This is a genomic window from Bradyrhizobium macuxiense (assembly GCF_001542415.1).
In the GTDB taxonomy this organism is placed as follows: domain Bacteria; phylum Pseudomonadota; class Alphaproteobacteria; order Rhizobiales; family Xanthobacteraceae; genus Bradyrhizobium; species Bradyrhizobium macuxiense.
Genome location: NZ_LNCU01000113.1, coordinates 1 through 21,914 on the forward strand (window position 1 = coordinate 1; position 21,914 = coordinate 21,914).

20 protein-coding genes are annotated in these 21,914 nt (G+C 62.6%); 12 read left to right on the top strand and 8 right to left on the bottom strand.

The window, feature by feature from the left end; all coding sequences use genetic code 11:
- Window positions 1-1,015, top strand: a 1,015-nt coding sequence (locus AS156_RS33845) for an IS630 family transposase (RefSeq protein WP_082747544.1), incomplete at its 5' end; no start/stop codon positions are given.
- Between the two features lie 645 nt (window positions 1,016-1,660).
- On the opposite strand, the gene AS156_RS33850 is transcribed toward AS156_RS33845, so the two are convergent.
- A complete protein-coding gene (locus AS156_RS33850) occupies window positions 1,661-1,903 on the bottom strand; it encodes a DUF1127 domain-containing protein (RefSeq protein WP_066513706.1) in 243 nt (80 codons plus the stop codon).
- Between the two features lie 156 nt (window positions 1,904-2,059).
- Here AS156_RS33850 and AS156_RS33855 point away from each other — a divergent pair, with 156 nt between their 5' ends.
- Window positions 2,060-3,694, top strand: coding sequence for a winged helix-turn-helix domain-containing tetratricopeptide repeat protein (locus AS156_RS33855; protein WP_066513707.1), 1,635 nt, complete (start codon window positions 2,060-2,062; stop codon window positions 3,692-3,694).
- 162 nt (window positions 3,695-3,856) lie between these two features.
- Here the strand turns inward: AS156_RS33855 and AS156_RS33860 are convergent, their stop codons facing one another.
- Both AS156_RS33860 and AS156_RS41530 read right to left on the bottom strand, forming a co-directional pair.
- Window positions 3,857-5,692: an outer membrane protein assembly factor BamB family protein gene (locus tag AS156_RS33860; protein WP_066513747.1), complete on the bottom strand. Its 1,836-nt coding sequence runs from the start codon at window positions 5,690-5,692 to the stop codon at window positions 3,857-3,859.
- A gap of 50 nt (window positions 5,693-5,742) precedes the next feature.
- On the bottom strand, window positions 5,743-6,033 hold the full coding sequence (locus AS156_RS41530) for a DUF1127 domain-containing protein (RefSeq protein WP_082747897.1): 291 nt from the start codon (window positions 6,031-6,033) through the stop codon (window positions 5,743-5,745).
- 169 nt (window positions 6,034-6,202) lie between these two features.
- On the opposite strand from AS156_RS41530, the gene AS156_RS33865 reads away from it, so the two are divergent.
- Window positions 6,203-7,756, top strand: coding sequence for a winged helix-turn-helix domain-containing tetratricopeptide repeat protein (locus AS156_RS33865; protein ID WP_066513708.1), 1,554 nt, complete (start codon window positions 6,203-6,205; stop codon window positions 7,754-7,756).
- Between the two features lie 188 nt (window positions 7,757-7,944).
- Here AS156_RS33865 and AS156_RS33870 read toward each other — a convergent pair whose 3' ends face one another.
- Window positions 7,945-8,973 carry an ABC transporter substrate-binding protein gene (locus tag AS156_RS33870; protein ID WP_066513748.1) on the bottom strand — a complete coding sequence of 343 codons (1,029 nt, stop codon included), beginning with the start codon at window positions 8,971-8,973 and terminating at the stop codon, window positions 7,945-7,947.
- 181 nt (window positions 8,974-9,154) lie between these two features.
- On the opposite strand from AS156_RS33870, the gene AS156_RS33875 reads away from it, so the two are divergent.
- Window positions 9,155-9,436, top strand: coding sequence for a hypothetical protein (locus tag AS156_RS33875; protein ID WP_066513709.1), 282 nt, complete (start codon window positions 9,155-9,157; stop codon window positions 9,434-9,436).
- A complete protein-coding gene (locus AS156_RS33880) occupies window positions 9,436-9,915 on the top strand; it encodes a cache domain-containing protein (protein WP_066513710.1) in 480 nt (159 codons plus the stop codon). Before AS156_RS33875 ends, AS156_RS33880 begins: the two co-directional genes overlap by 1 nt.
- 253 nt (window positions 9,916-10,168) lie before the next feature.
- Here AS156_RS33880 and AS156_RS33885 read toward each other — a convergent pair whose 3' ends face one another.
- From AS156_RS33885 to AS156_RS33900, 4 genes are read right to left on the bottom strand one after another with little or no spacing between them, the layout of a single operon-like run.
- Entirely contained in the window at window positions 10,169-10,882 is a 714-nt protein-coding gene (locus AS156_RS33885) for an ABC transporter ATP-binding protein (protein WP_066513711.1), read from the bottom strand.
- The gene (locus tag AS156_RS33890; RefSeq protein ID WP_066513712.1) at window positions 10,879-12,648 is read right to left on the bottom strand and encodes a branched-chain amino acid ABC transporter ATP-binding protein/permease; all 1,770 of its coding nucleotides are present in this window, start codon (window positions 12,646-12,648) and stop codon (window positions 10,879-10,881) included. The genes AS156_RS33885 and AS156_RS33890 overlap by 4 nt, the downstream gene beginning before the upstream one ends.
- Window positions 12,645-13,688: a branched-chain amino acid ABC transporter permease gene (locus tag AS156_RS33895; protein WP_066513713.1), complete on the bottom strand. Its 1,044-nt coding sequence runs from the start codon at window positions 13,686-13,688 to the stop codon at window positions 12,645-12,647. Before AS156_RS33895 ends, AS156_RS33890 begins: the two co-directional genes overlap by 4 nt.
- Before the next feature lie 33 nt (window positions 13,689-13,721).
- Window positions 13,722-14,870 (bottom strand): ABC transporter substrate-binding protein, encoded by a 1,149-nt coding sequence (locus AS156_RS33900; protein ID WP_066513714.1) that lies wholly within the window; start codon window positions 14,868-14,870, stop codon window positions 13,722-13,724.
- Between the two features lie 80 nt (window positions 14,871-14,950).
- Between AS156_RS33900 and AS156_RS33905 the strand changes: the two genes are divergently transcribed.
- The 7 genes from AS156_RS33905 to AS156_RS33935 all read left to right on the top strand — a co-directional run bounded on the left by AS156_RS33905 (window position 14,951) and on the right by AS156_RS33935 (window position 21,908).
- Window positions 14,951-15,775: an alpha/beta fold hydrolase gene (locus tag AS156_RS33905; protein WP_066513715.1), complete on the top strand. Its 825-nt coding sequence runs from the start codon at window positions 14,951-14,953 to the stop codon at window positions 15,773-15,775.
- A gap of 445 nt (window positions 15,776-16,220) precedes the next feature.
- Complete coding sequence (locus AS156_RS33910) at window positions 16,221-17,018, top strand: aspartate/glutamate racemase family protein (RefSeq protein ID WP_066513716.1); 798 nt, start codon at window positions 16,221-16,223, stop codon at window positions 17,016-17,018.
- Between the two features lie 8 nt (window positions 17,019-17,026).
- Window positions 17,027-17,455, top strand: a complete 429-nt coding sequence (locus tag AS156_RS33915) for an organic hydroperoxide resistance protein (protein WP_066513717.1) — start codon at window positions 17,027-17,029, stop codon at window positions 17,453-17,455.
- Between the two features lie 29 nt (window positions 17,456-17,484).
- A complete protein-coding gene (locus AS156_RS33920) occupies window positions 17,485-18,663 on the top strand; it encodes a thiolase family protein (RefSeq protein WP_066513718.1) in 1,179 nt (392 codons plus the stop codon).
- The gene (locus tag AS156_RS33925; RefSeq protein ID WP_082747899.1) at window positions 18,660-19,901 is read left to right on the top strand and encodes an SDR family NAD(P)-dependent oxidoreductase; all 1,242 of its coding nucleotides are present in this window, start codon (window positions 18,660-18,662) and stop codon (window positions 19,899-19,901) included. The genes AS156_RS33920 and AS156_RS33925 overlap by 4 nt, the downstream gene beginning before the upstream one ends.
- A gap of 36 nt (window positions 19,902-19,937) precedes the next feature.
- Window positions 19,938-20,726, top strand: a complete 789-nt coding sequence (locus AS156_RS33930; RefSeq protein WP_066513719.1) for a cyclase family protein — start codon at window positions 19,938-19,940, stop codon at window positions 20,724-20,726.
- A gap of 27 nt (window positions 20,727-20,753) precedes the next feature.
- Entirely contained in the window at window positions 20,754-21,908 is a 1,155-nt protein-coding gene (locus AS156_RS33935; protein ID WP_066513720.1) for an ABC transporter substrate-binding protein, read from the top strand.
- Window positions 21,909-21,914: the final 6 nt, after the last annotated feature.

Below are 21,914 nucleotides of genomic sequence, written 5' to 3' on the forward strand. Positions count from 1 at the left end.
GCTTGAGGCGTGTTGTCGCTCACCGATGACATTGCAGCGCGATTTGAAGCGGGCGCGGATAGTCCTGTTAGCGGCGGACGGGCGCAGCACCCGGTCGATCGCCAAGGAAGTTGGGGTCCAGCCGCGGATTGTCAGCGTTTGGCGGCATCGCTATGCCGACCAAGGCCTTGAAGGGCTGCAAGACAAGCCGCGGCCCGGCAAGCAGCCGATCTATACGAAGACGACCGACAAGCGGATTCTGAAGCTGCTGGATAAGCCGCCCCCGCAAGGGTTTGCGCGCTGGACCGGCCCTCTGCTGGCCGAGGCGCTAGGCGATGTTGACGTCCAATATGTCTGGCGGTTCCTGCGCAGCCACAAGATTGACCTCGCGGCTCGCAAGTCCTGGTGTGAGAGCAACGACCCGAACTTTACGGCCAAAGCCGCCGATGTCGTTGGCCTTTACGTCGCCCCGCCGGCGAAGGCTATTGTGCTCTGCGTGGACGAGAAGCCCTCGATCCAGGCTTTGGAGCGAGCGCAGGGCTATCTGAAGTTGCCCAATGGCCGCGCCTTGACCGGCCAGAGCCACGATTACAAGCGGCATGGCACCACGACATTGTTTGCAGCGCTCGAAGTCGCCACCGGAAAGATCATCGCTACGCATTCAAAACGCCGTCGCCGTGTCGAGTTTCTCGATTTCATGAACAGCCTCACCGCGGCCTTTCCGGGCCGAAAGCTTCACGTCATCCTCGACAACCTCAACACCCACAAGAAGAATGAGAGCTGGCTCAAGGCCCATCCCAATGTGCAATTCCATTTCACACCGACGAGTGCGTCCTGGCTCAACCAGATCGAGGTATGGTTCTCAATCCTGCAGGGGCAGTCGCTCAGCGGCACCTCCTTCACAAGCCTCAAGCAGCTTCAGGAACACATCGATGCCTACGTCAACGCCTACAACGACAAAGCCGAGCCCTTCGTCTGGACCAAGAAAAAGATCCGTCAACGCCGTTTCAAGGGCCGCCGTATCAATCAACTCTGATTCCGGGTACTAGATCACGCCCGACTGCAGACCTCGATCAAGAGCTAGCCTGCGAGCCGTGATCGACTTCTCGTTGCCCTACTTGCGATGCCGCTTCATTTGCGGCGGTGGCCTGCTGTACTTTGGCGGCCTGATCCTGCCGGCTGCGCATCCATGTCCTCGTCGTGTAAGCGATGACGAGTTGAACTGACGTGAAGGAAAATGAGCTAAATCAAAGGGAGAGCGACAATGGAGGCCACTTAACGAGCGCACTTATGGCTTGGAGCATGTGGCAGTAGGAGCGGACGTGCGCGTATCGGCATTGAGCCAATGTGATCGCGTCACTTCCGTCGCTGGCGTCATGGTCCTTGCCGAGGTCGTAAGCGCCTCATGTATTCGGCGCTGACGAAGGTCGTCACCGTTGCAGCGATAGCTTGCCAACAGGGTGGACTAAGAAGCCAGGACGTCCGGCGCAGCCATCCCGCCATATCGGACGGAGCAGTTGTCTTCGGCAGTAGCCAGTATTCCTCATACCAGTCAGGCTGGACCCGAAATGCGCCAAGTGTCTGTTCGATCGTCTCGAGAGGAGTCTTTCTTGTGGACATGACACAGCCTCTTCGCAATGCGACGCTCGTCGCGGGGATTCCTGAAGCCGAGCACCTCTGCTCATGGAGGATAGACGGCGCTCCGCGGATCGACCGCGCGATGCGAGGCGACATAGTCGATCTCACCGCGCGCAATACCGATATCCTGTAGCTCGTGGTCACTCAGATTGTTCAGGCGGACCCGTATCTGGACGCGCAACTTCCAATCCAGGAGGGCGGCCCAGCACCTGCCGATGACTGCAAAGCGCGGACGTGCCGGCGCAATCGCATGCGGAGATCCAACCACAATGTAGGGCGTGTCCATTGGACATCTCCCGACGGATTTTCCTCTGCATCAAGTTGACAGGACGCCGGAAGGGCTGCTTGACATACCGCTTACATTTTCCTCACCGGCGGCTTATTCTTTCCATGCCGGCCTGAGCAGCTCGGGCGAGCAGACGGCCATTTGGGGAATGGTGCCTTGCGCTATTTCTTCGAAAATTGTTCGTTGGATACCGAGCGGCGCGAGCTGCACCGCGGGCCTGAGCTTGTCCCGACGACGCGACAAGTTTTCGCGCTGCTTGACTACTTGATCCGCAACAGGGATCGCGTCATCAGCAAGGACGACCTTGCCGACGCGATTTGGGATGGACGCGTCGTTTCCGATGCAGCGGTCACGACGCGCCTGAATGCCGCCCGACAGGCAATCGGCGATTCCGGGCAAGAGCAGCGTTTGATCAAGACCCTGCCGCGACAAGGCTTCCGCTTCGTGGGCATCGTGCAAGAGGCGCAGGGGCCGCCGGCTGGTTCGCCAGCTATGGCTCTGGACGGAAAGAACGCGAGCCACCTCGCTCACCCAGAATGGCCGCCCCGCCGCGAGATCCGGAACGAAGCGGACACGCCGTCCGGCGCTCCAACCAACATGCCGTCCGTCGCTGTGTTGCCCTTCGCTAATCTGTCGGGGGACAAGGAGCAGGATTATTTCAGCGACGGCATCACCGAAGACATCATCACCGAGCTGTCACGGTTCTCTCAGCTGTTCGTCATCGCCCGCAACTCGTCCTTCACGTACAAGGGCAAGACCGTCGACGTCCGTCAGATCGGTCGGGAGCTCGATGTGCGCTACCTGCTCGAAGGCAGCATTCGGCGTGACGGAGGGCGGGTTTGGATCACGGCACAGCTGATCGATGTCCTGACCGGGGCGCATCGTTGGGCCGAGCGCTATGACCGAGAGCTGAAGGACATCTTCGCAGTCCAGGAGGATGTGGCGCGCACCATTGTCGCTGTTCTCGCCGACCACGTGTATGTGGCCGAGCTCGAGCACGCCAAATGCAAGCCGACGGAGAATCTAGGCGCGTATGATCTCTATCTTCGAGGAATGGCGGAAGCCTACAAGTGGACGAGAGAGGGGAGTGAAGCAGCGCTTCGCCTGTTCTACAGGGCGATCGAACTCGATCCTGAATTCCCGACGCCCTACGGCGCTGCGGCGATGCGTTTCAGCGTGCGCAAGGGGTTCGGCTGGATTGTTGATCGTGATCAAGAGATCGCTGAGGTCAGGAGGCTGGCCCGCCGCGTGATGCAACTGGGCAAGAACGACGCGATCGCATTCGTGCACATCGGGCATTCGTTGGCCTATGTCGCTAAAGACCTCGATGACGGCGTCGCCATGATTGACCGCGCGCTGGCGCTGAACCCGAACCTCGGGGCCGCATGGGCCCATAGCGGCTGGTCGCGGCTCTGGCTCGGGCAGGCAGACTTGGCCATCGAGCACTTTGGACGCGCCATGCGGCTGAGCCCCGTCGATCCAGGCAAGTTCTGGCCGCAGGAAGGGACAGCCCATGCTCATTTCTTTGCCGGCCGTTATGACGAAGCGTACGCTTGGGCGGCGACGGCGTTGCGCAGCCGGCCGGATAGCCACGCCGCGTTGCGTATCGGTGCCGCAAGCGGCGTGCTTGCCGGCCGTTGCGACGAGGCAACGAGACTGGCAGCGCGATTGCACGAGATCGATCCGGCACTACGCCCTTCGACCCTGAACACTGTGCTGGGTCCGTACCGGAACCTCGACGACGTCGCGAAGTATGCGGATGCGCTACGACAAGCGGGGCTGCCCGATTGATAGCTGCGATGTCCGCGCGTCACATGCCCGCAAACGTGAGCGGCTAGTACCTCGTCACAGAGGTTTTGACTCTTTGAGTTCGGCCTGGCTAGTCCATTCCTTTGGCGAGTAGAGCACCCGGTCGATGAAGGCATGGCCATGCCGCGACACCTCGGACGTGTGTCACTGACCGCTTACTCCAAACGCTAGCAGAACGTTGCCGGGAATGCCGCTCAATCGTGAGTATCCGGAATTGACGTAGAGCATGCCGTCCACGATTACGGGGCCGGGGCCGTCCATAGCGCCGCCGTGCGCCAAGGCGCCATTCACCGTGGTGTAGTCGCGCGCCGTATCAAACTCCCAGAGGGGCTGTCCGCTGTCCGTGGCGTAGGCGCGCAAAAACCCGCTCAGTCCTGCCGAGAATACAACACCGGGAATCGCGGTGATCGCTGCAGAAAGGGCAGGGCTGCACCGATCACGATTCCCGCAAGGGACGGGTGGCACCTGCATGCTTATTTTGCCGTCGGCCAGATTCAGGCCGAAAAGGCCACCCCCGGCATTCGGGTCGAGACGCAGCGTCCCGTCACGGAGAAATCGAATATCGGAGTTTGCGACGTAAATCCGGTCTTGGTCCGCGGCAGAGCCCCACTCGCTGCCACCCAGTGGTCCACCTTTTCCTGTCCGCGTCTGCCAGAGAACCTTCCCCTCCTGGTCGGGATCGAACGCATAAACGACGCCAGACTTCTGACCGACGACCAGAGCACGATGTCCGTCGGACAATGTCACCAGGATCGGTGACTGACCGAAATCGTAATCTGGGCCATGGTCTTCGGGGCAGTTGGTCTTGTCCAAGCCAAAACAAGCTACGACGAAGCTGTCCTTCGGCGTCGCCTGCCGATGCCAAAGCATCCCGCCCGTTTTCAGGTCGAACGCGACGATGGCATCGCTCATATCCGATGGCGGATTCGAATAGGAATTCCCCGTAGCCACGTAGAGCGCCTGACGCTGGACATCGATCGTGGGAGAAGACCAAACCGACGCACCGGAAGGACCATGAAGCTGCGTTCCGATGGCATTCGTGGTCGTGGGATGCGGGGTCTCCGGAATTGTGTAGGACTTCCAGATCTGGCGGCCGGTGGCGGCATCGAGCGCCACGACGCTGCCGCGGAAGGTGCAGCATTCGTAGGTAGGTCGCGACCCGGTGGTTTCCTCGAACGAGGAAACCGGTACGTACACGCGCCCCGAAAAGAAAACCGGCGTTCCGGTCACTCTGGCGGCGGGGTGATCCTCCACCCTAACCATCCAGAGCGACGCGCCGGTTATTGCGTTTACGGCGTAGACGTTGGCTCGCCCGTCTCCAAAAAACACTGCAAACTGATCTGATCCCGCAAGCTGACCGAAACTGATCGCTGTCCGCACCGGAGCCTCGGTCGAGTACGTCCAAATTGTGCACCCGCTCTTGGCATCGAGGGCATGTACCTTGCTATCCGGTCCCCCGACGAACAGTACTCCGCCAATGACAGTCGGCTGGGCGTGTGAAGGCGCCCCCGGGAATCCAAACGCCCACCTTAGCTGCAGTTTTGACACCTGATCTGGAGCAAGCCGCGCCGCCTCAGCCGGCTGAAAGCGGCTATTGTTGAGATCGGCGCCCCAGCCGTTCCACCGTGGCCCGTCCAGCGCTCCGCTGAAGGAAAGCGGGCGCTCGGCGCACTCCGCTGGGACCTCGGCTTTAGCGGGCTCTGCATTCCAGCCGGTCACGAAGGCCGCGATTGCTTTGCGTTCCTCATCAGTCCGCCCCTTCGTCATTTCTGCCATGCTACCCCATGTGATTGTTTGGAGAACATGCTCAAACGACAATTGGTGCAGTGCCTCGCGACCAGGCATACGGCCTTGCTGGTCCGCGGCGGCATCATGGCACCCAGCGCAACTTTGGACATAAAGGCCGGCGCCGTTCTGCTGTGCCAAGGTCGGCCAGCAATGTACGACCAACAGCGCGGTGACTACGGTGCAAAGCTTCACAGGCGCCCCCAATTTGCTTGGTATAGGAAATTAGTCTTGAAGCGAATCCGCTAATGCTGCCGCCAGCGCTCGCAACGAAAGTCAATGGGCCCAATTTGGCCATCCACCGTTGGCAGGTATCGCAGCCATTCGCCGGATCGGATGCCCGAGGCGATGTTCTCACCGCGCGTGGTGCCGATGTCGATCAGCTCGCTGTCACTTAATTCGGACGAGGCTGTGCGCGATTTTTGGCGTTCGCGGCGAACGTGAAAGGCACGCCAATATTTCCGTATGAAGCTGGTGACCTGCCGGGTCGATGGGGATGTCCAGTCCTGCCACGCTGTGCCGTGCCTCGTACTCATTGCGATGCTCTCCCGGGACGGTGTCTCGTCACTGGCATGAAGGTGCCGCGAGATCGGCGGGCACGCTTGACCGGCCGCTTACATTTTCCTTACCGGCAGCTTATTCTTGCGACGTCCAGCGAGGCCAAAGCCCGGTTGTCGGGGGCCCCCATCCAGCGGGATTCGCGTCTTGCGCTATCTCTTCGGGGAGTACGCATTCGACACTGACCGGCGCGAGTTGCATCGCGGCGCTGACGTCGTCGCCGTCGCCCCGCAGGTGTTCGACCTGCTCGATTACCTGATCCGCAACAGGGAGCGCGTCGTCGGCAAGGACGACCTCATCAATGCCGTCTGGAACGGACGCTCCGTTTCGGACGCAGCACTGACGACCCGGCTGAATGCCGCGCGAAGCGCAATCGGCGATTCCGGGGAGCAGCAGCGCCTGATCAAGACCTTGCCGCGCAAGGGATTCCGTTTCGTCGGACAGGTGCGGGAGGTGGAAGAAGCTGCGGGCCCAAATCCCGGCGAAGCTGCGCCCGAAAGCGCTCTTGCGCTTCCCGACAAGCCCTCCATCGCCGTGCTTCCGTTCGAGAACATGAGCGGCGATCCCGAGCAGGAATATTTCGCCGACGGAATGGTCGAGGAGATCACGACGGCGCTGTCGCGGTTCAAACGGCTGTTCGTAATCGCCAGAAATTCGAGCTTCACCTTCAAGGGCCGAACCGTCGATATCAAGGAAGTCGGGCGCATCCTCGGTGTGCGCTATATCCTTGAGGGGTCCGTGCGCAAGGCGGCGGGGAAAGTCCGCATCACGGGACAGTTGATTGACGCAGTGACGGGCGCGCATATTTGGGCGGACAGGTTCGAGCGTGACCTGACCGACGTTTTCGCGCTTCAGGACGAAGTTGCGATCGCGGTTGTCTCTGCCATTCAGCCAAAGCTGTTTCAAGCCGAACTTGAAACAGCGGCGCGGCGGCGACCGGAGAACCCCAGTGCCTATGATTTTTTTCTCCGAGCGATGCAACAGCACTATCCGTTGACCCGCGAAGCCGTGGCGAGTGCGTTAACACTGGCTCACCGCGCTTTGGAGCTTGACCCCCGGTTCGGCCATGTCGCCGCTGTGGCCGGTGCCCTCCACATGCAAAACGTCATTTGGGGCTATGCCGGTGATCCTGAATTCGAGCGCAGAGAAGCCGTTCGGCTTGTTCGCCTGGCCTTGAGCATCGACGGTGGTGATCCGGAAACGATGGCTCTGGCTGCCGTTACCTCGGCGTTCATGGTCGGCGATCGTGAATGTGAGATCGAATTGGTAGACCGGGCGATCGCACTCAATCCCAATTCATTCAACGCGTGGTTCTGCAGAGGTTGGGTCTACAAAATAGCGGGGCTGCTGGAGGAAGCGGTCCAAAGCTTTGAACGCGCGATGCGCATGAGCCCGGTGGATTCGCGGCTCCCTCAGCTGTTTGTAGGGATGGCGCAGGCCTTTATCGAGCTTGGTCGTTTTGACGAGACCATCGCCGCGGCGAGGAAAACCCTGCGTCAGACTCCGTCCCATTCGGCGGCTTACCGCTGTCTCGCCTCCGCTTTCGCCCATCTCGGACGCGCCGCCGAGGCGCGCGAGGCGGCGGCGTGTCTGCTTGAGGTCGATCCCGCCTTCACAATATCTGCCTGGATCGCGCGGGGCGGACAATCGAACTCGAGGCTGTTGATCGAGGGCCTTCGCAAAGCGGGGTTGCCCGAGTAGACCTCCGATGCCGACGGGATGATGGAATAGCGGCGCTCTGGGTGCGGCGGAGCCGGCCAGGGTATCTTTCGACGTGACTTGGAGCAGCTTTACACCGCAGATAACGATGTGACGGATGGCCCAACCAGCATCGCAGCCGAACATCTGGAAATTGTAGCGATCAAGCAATCGTCATCCGTCTTGTGAAGTTAGTGCCGCGAAATCTCTGCATAGGCGTTGTATTTGTTGGTGGCGATATCTTTCGGATCGAGTTGGCCGGGCTTAATCTTGTCGTCCCGCTCCAACACGTCGAGCCAGAATTTGACATCGCGATCCCTATAGAGCGCGTGCCGCGGCAGGCCGTAGCCAGACCAGGCAGCTGCCGCTGCTGGATCGTCGCCCCGCTTCTTCAGTATATCAGCAAGCATTTTCCTCGCTTCGTCGGGGTGCGCACTCGCCCAGTCGCCCGCCTTGGCGGAAGCGGTCACGAACTCCCTCACGATCCGGGGGTGTTGATCGATGAAGGTTTTGTTCATTACAATATTGCCGAGCACGAGATCGCCGAGAACATCGTAATCGGTGAACATCACCCTTACACCACCTTTCGCCGCAATCGCTGTGGCGATAGAGCCCTGCCAGGCGCCGACGGCCACCAGGTCTGCTTGCCGCTCGCGCAATGTTTGGTCGAGCTTCGGTCCGGCGACCTTGACCAGCTTCACGTCGTCCTTGTTGAGGCCGTGCATCCGCAGATATTCACGGATCGAATAATCGAGGTGAGCACCTATCGCGTTTACAGCAATAGACTTGTTCTTGAGGTCCGACGGAGCTTTGATTGAACTGCCATCCAGCACGAAGAGCTTGCTGTTTATGTCTTTGTTGATGCCTAAGGCAGGCATAACACAGAGTATTTTCGCGCCACCAGCGACGGCATTGATCACCGCGGGGGTGGCTATCCCGCCTGCATCGATGGAGCCTGACAGCAGCGCAGCCAATGTTTCGGGCCCGCCGTGCGAGTCTCCCTTCGATTCGATGCGAATACCCTTGTCCTTCAAGAAGCCCAAAGCCTCGGCAATTTCGAAACTACGTACGGCGCCGGGATCGTTCAGATATCGGATGACAACCTGGTTTCCGTCGGGAGCTTGGGCGCGCACCGGGCATTCGATGAATTTTTCGCAGGCCATCGCTACTACGACGGCGATTACGACCTGAACAGCTCGGCGTAGCGGATGACGCTTCATCTTCGTACTCCTCCGGCACCTCGCCATGGTACTCTTCAGCGCACACGGCCGGCTATGAAAAGTCCGGCCGTCTCCCCGGATAACGCTGCCGCGCGGCACTGGAACCCCCGTCGGGTCTGAGGTTGACGAGGCGACTAGCATCGCACGGCGGGCGATCGTCGAAGCCAGGGATGACCCCGGAGTGCTTACAGCTGCCGGTCACACGCTGGCCTTTTTCCTGGGGACGTCGAAGCCGCGCTCGGCGCATTTGAGTACGCTATCGAATCATGCGCTGCAGGAAAATACCGGGGCACCGGCGCTTCGGCTGAAGCTGAGCCTCTGTGGCCATCTCGGGCGCGATGATGAAGCGAAGTCGTGCCTGCGACTGTTGCGGGAAGTTCACTCCGAGCCGATGGTCGCCGCCTGGTTGACGTCGTTCATAGCCGATGCTCAGATGGTTCTGTCCAAAGACGGAGAAACGTGATGATCAAGTCACTCACAGTTTGCGCCGTACTGGCCGCCCTCATGATATCGAGCACAGCGCACTCACAAGATGCGCCGCCACCGTCCGATCAAGCCAGACGGATCGAAGACCTCGTCAATAGAGCGGCGGCTCTCATCCATCAACGTGGGCGGGCCGCGTTCGACGAATTTAGAAAGCGCGACAGCGAGTGGTGGTTCGGCAATACCTATCTCTTCGCCTATGACGATCACCTCAACGTCGTGCTCAACCCGGCATTTCCCAAGCGCGAGGGGACCAATCCCCATGGCGAAAAGGATGCAAACGGAAAGATGTTCCACGACGAGTTCTTGAAGAAGGTGCAGACAAGTGGGGCCGGCTGGGTTGATTACATGTTTCCGAAGCCAGGTCAGACCCAGCCGTCGCACAAGTGGAGCTATGTGAAGAGCTTCAAGGCTGACGGCATGAGCGGTTTGATTGGCGCCGGCTTTTTTCCGGAATAGAGCGGGCCGCCCGCAGAGGACCTGTCCCGGTATCGGGAGGAGTGACAATGAGGGGGACTTGAGCAGATGCCCGTTCATGGCCCTTCGCGACATTTGCTGCCATTGCACAAAGGCGGTCGGTGTCGGGGCGAACCGGACATCGACGATGATTTTATCAGTACGCGCGTGCCAGATTTAGCGTGTCGGATGATGCGAGGCCCCATTGCTACTTTGCATGGGGTTGTTTTGCAGTTTCTGGTCCCGCCCCTGGTCTCTAGTGGCCGCCGAGATAGGCCGCGATCAGCTTCGGGTCGTGGATCAGGGTGTCGGCCGGTCCCGACTGGGTGATCTCGCCGGTCTCCAGCACATAGCCGTAATCCGCGGTCTCGAGCGCAGCCCGCGCGTTCTGCTCGACGAGCAGGACCGATACGCCAAGGCTGCGCAGCGAGGCGATGGTGCGGAAGATTTCGCGGACGATGAGCGGAGCGAGCCCAAGGCTCGGTTCGTCGAGCACGAGCAGCTTCGGCTTCGCCATCAGCGCGCGGCCGAGCGCCAGCATCTGCCGCTCGCCGCCCGACAACGTGCCGGCAGCCTGCTTGCTGCGTTCCCTCAGGCGTGGAAAGCGGTCGAATACGTCATCGAGGCACTTTCGCGTCGCCGAGCGATCGCGCAGGCTATAGGTGCCGAGCAGCAGGTTGTCAGCGACCGACATGTCCGCGAACAGCTCGCGCTTCTCAGGGACGAGGCAGAGGCCGCGCTCGACACGGCCCTCGACGTCGACCTTCGACAGATCGGCCCCCTGGAAGATCATTCGTCCCGTCGACCGCAACAGGCCGATCGCCGCCATGAGCAGGGTCGTCTTCCCGGCGCCATTGGGGCCGATCACGGTCACGATCTGTCCCTGCTCGACGGACAGCGAGACGTTTCGCACGGCCTCCACCTTGCCATAGGAGACGGACACATTCTCGATCGAAAGCATCTGCGTCACGCGACACCTCCGAGATAAGCCTCCTGCACGCGGACGTCGCCGCGGATCGCCGCCGGCCCGCCCTCGCAGAGCTTGGAGCCGAAATCGAGCACGACGATGCGGTCCACCAGCGACATCACGAACTCCATGTCGTGCTCGACCAGGAGGATGGTCAGGTGGTCCGCGCGCAGCGACCGCAGCAGCTCGGCAAGCTTCAGCTTCTCCTGGCGGCGTAGGCCCGCCGCGGGCTCGTCGAGCACGAGCAGCGTCGGATCCGCAGCAAGGGCACGGGCGATCTCGAGCACGCGCTGATTGCCGAGCGGCAGGTTGCCGGCGAGCTCGAACGGCTTCTCGCCAAGGCCGACCCGCTCGAGCTGCCGCAAGGCCTCGTAACGCGCGCTCGCTTCCTCCGCCTGGTTCAGCCGCAACGCGCCGGCGAGCAGACCGGTTTTGGTGCGCGAATAGGTGCCGAGCAGCACGTTGTCGAGCAACGTCATGCGCGGGCGCAATTTGACGTGCTGGAAGGTGCGGGAGATTCCGGACCGGGCGATGCGGAATTGCTGGTCTCGGGCAATCGACCGGCCCGCGAAGGCGATCTCGCCGCTGTTGGTGCGGAGCGCGCCGGTGAGCAAATTGAACATCGTGGTCTTGCCGGCCCCGTTCGGTCCGATCAGGCCGAGGATTTCGCCGGACCGCACCTCGAAGCTGACATTGTTGACGGCGACCAGGCCGCCGAACCGCCGTTGCGCGCCGCTGACCTTGAGCAAGAGCGTGCCCGGCGCCGGCTGCTCGCGGTGCGGCAGGGGGGCGGCCGGCTGCGGACGGGACAATTTCAGGTCCGGCAGGAAGCCTGCGACGAGCGGCACGATGCCTTGCCGCGCCCGCTGCAGAAACAGGATGAACAGCGCAGAGAACACGACGATCTCGAGCTGGCCCGAGGCGCCTTTCGCGATCAGCGGGAGATAGTCCTGCACGGAATTCTTCAGCAGCGTGACGATCGCAGCACCCACCACGCCGCCCAGGACGCTGCCCGCGCCACCCACCATCGCCATCATCAGATATTCGATGCCCATGCTGGCATCGAACGGTCCCGGGCTGACGAAGCGGCCGAGATGTGCATAAAGCCAACCGGACAGCGCGCCGAGGAACGCGGCGATGACGAATGTCACAAGCTTGATCTGGAATGCGTTGATGCCGAGGCTTTCGACCAGCGTATTGCCGCCGCGGAGCGCGCGCATCGCGCGGCCGATGCGCGAGTCCAGGAGATTGTAGCAGACGAGCAGGACCACCCCGACGATGGCCCAGATCAGGAAATAGATCTGCCAGCTCTCGACCAGAGCGAACGGACCGATCGAGATCGGCGGAATGCCCGAGATGCCGTTATGCTCACCGAGCCCCTCGATGTTGCCGAACAGGAATGCGATCGCCAATCCCCACGCAACCGTGCTCAGCGACAGGAAGTGCCCCTGCAGGCGCAGCGTCACAAGGCCCAGGATCGCCGCGACGCTGCAGGTCAGGAGGATTGCCAGCGCCAGTCCAAGCCAGGGCGAATAGCCGTTCAGGGCGCTGACCCACGCCGTGGAATAGGCTGCAATCCCGACGAAAGCCGCTTGGCCGAACGATACGATGCCGCCGACCCCGGTTAACAACGCGAGCCCGATGGCCGCAAGCGAGTAGATGCCGATGTAGTTCATCAATGTGATGCTGAAGGGATTCAGCACCACGGGCGCGACGACGAAGCAGGCGATCACCGCTGCGACGATGAGACGGATTTGCGTCCGGGTCATTCCTCGACTTCCTCTTCGGAATGCTGCGAGGCGAGCGAACGCCAGAGCAGGACGGGGATCAGCAGCGAGAACACGATGACGTCCTTCAGGGTGCTGCTCTGGAATGAGGCGAAGCTTTCGAGAATGCCCACGCCGAACGCGCCGAGCGCTGCCCCCGGATAGCTGACTATGCCGCCGATGATGGCGCCGACGAAGGCCTTCAGGCCGATCAGAAAGCCGGAATCGTAGAAGATCGTGTTGACCGGAGCGATCAGGATTCCGGATACGCCGGCCATCAGCGATCCCAGCAGATAGGCGATGGTCCCGGCGCGCGCCGGCCTGATCCCCATCAGCCGCGCGCCGGTCCGGTTGAAGGCCGTCGCGCGGAGCGCCTTGCCGAGCAAGGTGAAGTCGAAGAACAGCAGCAAAAGACCGCTGAAGATCAACGCCGCCAACAGGATCAAGACAGTCTGCCCGGGCACCTGAACGCCGGCGATCTCTATCCCAAGCGAGGTCAGCGGCTCGGTCCTGACGCCTTCAGGGCCGAAGAACAACAGGCCAAGGCCGACCAGCGCGAAGTGAAGCGCGACGGAGACCGTGAGCAGCAGCAGCACCGAGGCGTCCGCGATCGGGCGGAATACGATCCGATCGAGCAGCGGCGCAACCGGCATGATCAGGAGCAGCGCCAACACGATCCTGACCGGCATCGGCGGACTGAAGCGCATCGTCAACCAGACGATCCCGACCACGATGAGGGGAAGCACGAGATAGCCGAACACGGCTTTCGGCACCGAGCGCAGGTCGCCGGCGCGCACCAGTGACGTCACCTCCATGACGCAGGCCATGCAAGCGAGCACGACGACCAGCCCGACCGTTCCGGGAAGCTGCTTGGCGTCGAGCGCCGCCAGCGTCAGCGCGGTGAAGGCCGCTATGTCGCCGAATGGAATGAAGATCACCCGTGTGACGGTGAAGATCAGCACGGTCCCGATCGCCACCAGGGCGTAAATCGCCCCGGTCGCTATCCCGTCGATCGCAAGGATCGCTGCGATATCTGCCGTCATGGTCTCGGCCGTTCTTCCTTGGCTATCTTTCGCTCAGGGCTCGTAGGTCCAGGCGCCGTTGATCAGACGCACGATCACCAGGGCGCGCTCGTCGACGCCGTGATAGGCGCCGGCCTTGAAGTTGTAGACGGCGTGCACGCCGTCGAGTTCCCTGGTGTTGAGAATCTCGTCGCGCAGGGCCTTGCGGAATTCGACGGTGCCGGGTTTCGCGGTCTTCAGCGCGCGCTCCGCAGCGGTGGTGAAGATTCTCCAGCCGTCAAAGGAATAGGCCGAGAAGCCGTCCGTCGTCGGCATGTTGTTGGCCTTCTGGTAGGCCGCGCGGAATTCAAGCGCGAGCTTCTTGGCGAAATGATTGTCCGGAAGCTGCTCGGCCACGATGACGGGACCTGCGGAGACCTGGATGCCTTCCGCGGCCTTGCCGCCGACGCGCACGAAATCTGGATTGACCAACGCGACGGTGCCGTAGGTCTTGCCCTTGAAGCCACGCTCGCTCAGCGCCAGCAGCGGCAACGCGCCCTGTGTGCCCGATCCGCCGATCAGCACGGCATCGGGACGCGCCGCCAGCACCTTGAGGATCTGCCCGGTGACCGAAGTGTCGACGCGCGCATAGCGTTCGTTGGTCAGCACCTTCAGTCCATCCGCAGCTTCGGCGGCCTTGGCGCCGTTGTAGACGAGATCGCCCCAGGCGTCGGAGAAGCCGATATAGCCAATGTTCTTCATGCCATCGCGCTTCATGCGGTCGGCGACGACCTTGACCAGCAGCGAGGCGGGCTGCGGAACGGAAATGCCCCATTGATCCGCCGGATCCGGCTGCCCGGTAAGTGGGGAGACGGCGATCATCGGTACTTTCAATTCGGTCGCGACGGCCGTCATCGCGATGGTCGACGGAGTGGTCGCGGTGCCGATCAACACATCGACCTTGTCTTCCTCGATCAGCTTGCGCGCGGCGCGGCTTGCGGCGGAGGGGTCGGAGCCGTCATCGAGCTGGATCAGCTTGATCTTCTCGCCATTGACCTCGCCCTTGTATTCGAGCGCGGCCTGGATGCCGCGTCCGTAGGGAATGCCGAGCGAGGCTCCCGGTCCGCTGAGCGACGTCACGAATCCAACCCTGATGTCGGCCCGCGCAGTCGAAGCCGCGACGAGGCCCGCCATGAGTGCAATCAAACTCAAGATCTTGCGCATTGCATTCCCCCTGTTGAAAACAGCCGCTAGATGGGCGAGATGTGAGTATGGATCGGGATCTGATCCGTGGGAGCTTTGAAATGACCGCCAGCAAACCAGGCTCCGGCGTCGAGCGCCGCTTCATTGCAACGCGCCTTGGCCGCATCCACGTGGCCATGGCGGGAGCGGGGTTCCCCGTTCTGTTGCTGCACCAGACGCCGCGCTCGTGGGATGAGTACCGCGACGTGCTGCCGCTGCTCGGCCGCGATTTCCGTGCGATCGCGATGGACACGCTTGGCTTCGGCGATTCCGACCGGCCGACGGGCGAGCCCTCGATCGAATTGTGGGCGCAAAGTGCGCTCGCACTGCTGGACGCGGTCGAAGAGCCGCGAGCCGCGATCGTCGGCCATCACACCGGCGCGGCGATCGCGGTCGAGATTGCCGCTTCGGCGCCTGCGCGGGTGAGCGCGCTGGTGCTCTCGGCCTGTCCCTTCGTCGACGCGGCGCGGCGTGCCAAGCATGCGGGTACGCGGGTGATTGACGATGTCGAGACGCGGGGCGACGGCGCGCATCTCGCCGAGCTCTGGGCGCGCCGGCAACCGTTCTACCCGGACGGCAATGTCGATCTGTTGCAGCGTTTCATGATCGATGCCCTGCGCGCCGGCGAGATGGCTGCCGAGGGCCACCGGGTGGTCAACCGCTATCGGATGGAGGATCGTCTCGGGCACATCCAGTGCCCTACGCTGGTCATAGCTCCGACAGACGATCCCCACGCTCATCCGGTGGCTCCAAGGGTCGCTGGAGCCATCGGCGGCAGCGTCTTGCACGAGCTCTCAGGAGGCATGGTGCCGCTTCCCGATCAGATGCCGCAGGTTTTTGCCGGCCTTGTGCGCGATTTCGTGGCTGCCAACGTCGCCAAGTTCTGAATCGTCAAGTCTTGAAACGGAATGCCCAGTCGCGGCGAATGCGAAGCCGCCCGTCGCACCTGCTGTTCCGAGCTCGATGATCTCAGCCACGATTGAGGAACCTTTATCAACGGAACGATCGGTGCGAAGCGCGCCATACAAGCGCCGATGCCTGTCAATTGTTTAAAGCCTAAAGTATTTCCTGACGGAACGTCAATACGACAAACCCTGCGGTTCGCGGAAAAGTTTGCGGCAGCGCCGCACCCCGCCGCGAAAGCTGAATTCGCTTATGCGAAAGGGAAAGGCGCCAACTGCCCGTCCTTTTGGCAAGTCAGCAAGGTGAGGCGCAGCGCAGGCGGATGTGCCGTTGAATTGACGTCAAAATTATTTTGTGGTTGAAATATTTTCGTCGATGGGATGGCATCGCGCTCCGGCGCTCCTTCGTCCGTGAACAGGATATATCGCTGTGCGCGTCTTCTGGCAGAGCTTCGTCGACCAGACCACAAGCGCGCCCTACATGGCGCGGCTTGCAGCTTACCTGAACGAGATCGCTGCGCCCGGCACCAGCGTCCATGTCGAGGGTATTACGCCCGCCGATCGCGACTTCGGACGCTTGAGCGAATTCCGCTGCGCGATCCAGGCGGTCGACAACGGGCTCGCGGCGCAGGAGCGCGGCTTCGACGCCTATGTCATGGGTCATTTCCAGGATCCGGGATTGTACGAACTGCGCTCGGCGCTGACGATTCCGGTGATCGGCGTCGGCGAGGCCACGCTGCTTGCGGCGTCTCAGCTCGGGCGTCGCCTCGGTCTCGTCACACTCGATCAGGCTTTCGAGGTTTGGCACTACGAGCAGGCCGATCGCTATGGCCTGGGTGGCCGCGTGGTGCATGTCACGGGTATGGGCTGCCGGCCCGAGGACTTCAGTGCCGCGTTCACCGGCGATGTCGAGGCAAAGGCGCGCATGCTGCGCGACTTCGCGGTCTGCGCACAGCCGTTGGTCGATCGCGGCGCCGATGTCGTGATCCCCGCCGGCGTGTTGCCGGGTCTTCTCATCGCGAGCGAGCATGGCTTCCAGATCGGCCATGCGCCCGTGGTCAACTGCGCGGCGGTAGCACTGAAGAGCGCGGAGATGTGGGTGCAGCTGCGGCGTCTCAATGGCACGGAGCCGAGCCGCGGTCCGAGTTTCGCGCTGGCCAATGAGCGCGCTCGCCACGATTTTCGTGCGCTCGTGGCGCGGACGCGGGCTGCCGAACCCACACGCTGAGGATACCCATGCTGCAGCCTGACAAGATTCTGTATGAAGCCGAAGTCACCGCGACCGGCGGACGCGACGGCAAGGCCGCTAGCGACGACGGACTGTTGTCGGTGGGGCTGTCGCTGCCGAAATCGCTGGGCGGCCCTGGCGGACCGGGCACCAATCCGGAGCAGCTTTTCGCCGCAGGCTATGCCGCGTGCTTTCTCGGCGCGGTGAGGCTTGTCGCGCGAATGCGCAAGATCACGCCGTCGGCGGAGCCGACCGTCACCGCCAGGGTCGGCATGGGACCGGTCACGGTTGGCTACGCGCTCACAGTCGAACTCAAGGTGCGGCTCCCCGGTGTCGAGAAAGCCGTCGCCGAGGAGGTCGTGGCCGGTGCGCACGAACGTTGCCCCTATTCGAACGCGACCCGCGGCAATATCGACGTCAAATTGACCGTGCTCTGAGCGGCTCACGACAGGAATCCGGCAGTCAGATGCAGAGCTCCATCCGCACACCTTATGACCGGGTCGTGATGGCGGTTCCGGTGACGATCCCTTACGTGCGCTACTCGATCGAAAGCGCGCAATGGTGGATCGGCCGAGCGCTGAAATCACTGGTCGATGGTGCCGGGATCACGCCGCGCGATGTCGACGGGTTCTGCATTTCGAGCTTCACGGGCGGGCTCGACAGCGGGATCGGCCTTACCCAGCATTTCGGCTTGTGCGTGCGCTGGATCGACACCATTCCGCTCGGCGGCGCGAGCGCGATTGCCGCGCTGCGTCGTGCCGCGCGGGCGGTGCAGGCGGGCGATGCCCGCATCGTGGCCTGCGTGGCTGGCGATACCAACCATGTCGACTCGTTCCGCTACACGCTGGAGAATTTCTCGCGCTTCAACCAGGATGCGGTCTATCCCTACGGCGCCGGCGGCGCCAATGCCAGCTTTGCGCTGATCGCGCGCAACTACATGCGGACCTTTGGCGCGCGGCGCGAGGATTTCGGCAAGATCGCGGTTGCCCAGCGCACAAATGCGCTGCGCAATCCCAACGCGTTGATGAAGGCGCCGCTGACCATCGAACAATACATGTCGGCGCGGCCGATCGCCGATCCGATCCACCTGTTCGACTGCGTGATGCCATGCGCCGGCGCCGAGGCCTTCCTGGTGATGGGGGAGGATGACGCCGCGTCGTTGAAATTGCCGGCCGTGAAGATCCTCGCCACGATCGAGCGCCACAACGCGTTCGGGGATGACCCCGTCCAGGTGCGGGGTGGCTGGGCGATGGATGCCGACGAGCTCTACGCGATGGCCGGCGTCAAGTCAGATGATCTCGATTTCGTCGAGACCTATGACGATTACCCCGTGATCTCGATGATGCAGTTCGAGGATCTCGGCTTCTGTCGCAAGGGCGAAGGACCGGACTTCGTGCGGCAACACGACCTCACGATCGACGGATCCTTCCCGCATAATACCTCGGGTGGCCAATTGTCGGTCGGGCAGGCCGGCGCCGGCGGTGCCTATCTCGGAGTGGTCGAGGCGATGCGCCAGGTTCTCCATCTCGCCGGTCCGACGCAGGTCAAGGATGCGCGCATCGGGTTGGCGTCGGGCTTTGGAATGATCAATTATGATCGCGGCCTCGCCTCGGGCGCGGCGATCCTCGCGGGACCGGGCTCATGATCGAATCGATCGCAAAACCGCGCCGGAAAAATCCGCTGCTGAGGACGCGGCTGCCGACGTCGCCGCCGCGTCCGCGCAGCCGCGCGTCGCATGGCTTGACGCGCGCTGCCGCCGAGGGGCGTTTCATGCTGCAGCGTTGCGGCGCCTGCGGCACCTTCTGCTATCCGGCGCGCGACGCGTGCCCGGCATGCCTTTCCTCGGATCTCGCGTTTGCGGATGCGCCGCGACGCGGCACGTTGTTATCCGAAACCACGCTGCACGTGCCGGCCGACGTGCATTTCCGCGAGCGCGCGCCCTGGCGTATCGGCCTGGTCGCGATGGATTGCGGGCCGAGGCTGGTGACACACCTGCATGCCGATTGCGAAGAGGGCCAGCCGGTTGTGATGTCGTTTCAGCTGGACAAGAGCGGGCAGGCTGTGGCCTTCGCGCACCCCGAACGTGAGACCCCCAACATGACGGACGACAGGCAGTGGCGTGAGATGACCGCCGATCCGAAATTCCGGCGCGTTCTGGTGACGAATGGGCGGAGCGTCGTCGGCCAGGAGGTGGTCACCGCATTGAAGGCGGCCGGTGCGTCGATCGTGTTCGTCGGCGTCGCCGAACCGTGGAAGCCGTTTCGCGGCGAGGAGGCGTTGCGCGCGCTCGAAGGCGTCGAGATCGTGCCGCTCGACATCGGCGATGAGAAGTCGGTCGCGGATCTCGCGGCCGATATTGGCGGCAAGGTCGATATCCTGGTGAACACCACCGAGCACGTGCGCGCCGGTGGGCTGCTCGGTCGCCAGGGTACCAGCGTCGTCCGCGACGAGATCGACCAGACCTATCTCGGCTTCGTGCATCTGGCGCAGGCATTCGGACCGGCGATGCGGATGCGCGGCTCTGACGGCGTCAACAGCGCCGCTGCCTGGGTCAATATCCTGTCGGTTTATGCGCTTGCGAACTGGCCGGTGTTCGGCGCCTATTCGGCCTCACAGGCTGCTGCGCTCTCGCTGTCGCATTGCCTGCGCGCGGAGCTTCGACCCGGCGGCGTCAAGGTGGTGAACGTGTTCACCGGCCCGCTCGACATCGAGTGGTTCCAGACGGTGCCTCCGCCGAAGGTCGCGCCCCGCGCGGTCGCGGGCGCAATTGTGTCGGCGCTCAAGCGTGGGCTCGAAGACGTCTTTGTGGGGGATGTCGCCGAGGAATTTCGCCAGCGCCTTGCGGCCAATCCCAAGGCGGTCGAGCGTGAGCTGGGGACATAAGCAAAGCTTGTCGAAAGAATAATGGGAGAAGCGCAAATGGACAGCAACAGTCTCGTGCAATTTGCAGGCGCGGTCGCATCGGGTGCGGTGCGTGTCGTTGACCTGACCTTTACGCTCAGCCCCGATTTTCCGGTCATCGTGCTGCCGCCCGAGTTCGGCCAGGCCGCGCCGGTACGCATCCAGCGGATTTCGCAGTACGACGCCGCGGGCCCGGCCTGGTACTGGAACAATCTCACCTTCGGCGAGCACACCGGTACGCATTTCGACGCGCCGATCCACTGGTTCACCGGCAAGGATCTGCCCAACAATTCGGTCGACACGTTGCCGGTCAGCGACATGATCGCGCCGGCCTGCGTGATCGATTGCTGCGCTGGGGCCGCAAAGGATCCGGACTTCCTGCTGACGGTTCCGCATGTCGAGGCCTGGGAGAAGAACCACGGACGAATTCCGCCGCGCCACTGGGTCTTGCTGCGCACGGACTGGTCGAAGAAGGGTTGGCGTGACTACGCCAACCTGAAGGATGACGGCGCGCATACGCCGGGGCCGGATGCCGCCGTGATGCGGTGGCTGGTTGAGGAGCGCGGCATCATCGGCTTCGGCACCGAGACGATCGGGACCGATGCCGGGCAGGGCGGTCATCTCAATCCGCCCTATCCGGCGCATCACTTCCTGCATGGTGGCGGACGCTACGGTCTGCAGTGCCTGTGCAATCTCGATCAGCTGCCGCCGACCGGTGCGGTGATCTTTGCCGCGCCGTTGAAGATCCAGAATGGCTCGGGCAGCCCGCTGCGCGTGCTTGGGCTGGTGCCCGCAGGACAGGGGTAGAGATTTCTGTCCACATCGAGTGAGATCATGAACAAGAAGATAGTTTTGATCGGCGGCGCATTGCTGTTCGCCGCCGTGGTGCCCGCACGTGCTGAAATCCTGGTCGGATTCGTGACCGGGCTGAGCGGACCCGTGTCCTCGATCGGCGTGCCGAACGTCAAGGGGCTTGCCGCGGGCCAGGCGTATCTCGGCGAGGTCGATGGCGAGAAGGTCCGCGTCATCCAGCTCGATGACGGCTCCGACCCGGCGGCCTCGACGCGCGATGCGCGCAAACTGGTGGAGCAGGAAAAGGTCGACTTCCTGATCGGGACATCGGGTGCTCCGCAGACGCTTGCGATGGCCACGGCCGCGATCGAAATGAAGGTGCCGATGGTGGCGATCTCGCCGATCGCACCTGTGCCGGCCGGCGAGGGTGGGCCATGGGTGGTGCAGACACCACAGCCGACGCCACTTCTGGTCCAGGGGATCGTCGATCACATGAAGAGTCACGGCGTGAAGACCGTGGCCTTCATCGGCTTCTCCGATGCTTTCGGCGATCTGATGTACAATGCGCTCGCGCAAAGCGCAGAGAAGGCCGGTATCAAGGTCATCGCGAACGAACGTTATGCGCGTTCGGACACTTCAGTTACGGCGCAGGTGCTGCGCGCAGTTTCCGCACGCCCCGATGCGATCATGCTGGGCGGCACCGGAACACCCGGCGCGCTGCCGGTGATCGCGCTGTCCGAGCGCGGCTACAAGGGGCCGCTCTACGGTAATCACGGCATGATCAGCGCAGACTTCCTGCGGCTTGCCGGCAAATCGGCAGAGGGCATCATCTGTCCGACCGGGCCGGTGACCGCAGCCGAGCAGCTTCCCGAGAGCAATCCGATCCGCAAGGTCGCGCTTGCGTTCCGCGCGGCCTATGAAAAAGCCAATGGCGAGCCGCCGGCCGATGCGTTTTCTCCCTACGCCTTTGATGGCTGGCTGGTGTTCGTGGATGCTGCCAAGCGCGCCAAGGCAACAGGCGCGGCGCCCGGCACGCCGGCCTTCCGCAATGCGCTGCGCGAGGCGCTGTTCACGACGAAGGATCTGGTCGGTGCGCACGGTGTCTACACCTACACGCCGGCTGACCGTCACGGAGTCGACGACCGCGCGCGGATTCTGGTCCAGATCGAAAACGGCAAGTACAAGCTGCTGCCGTGACGGCAA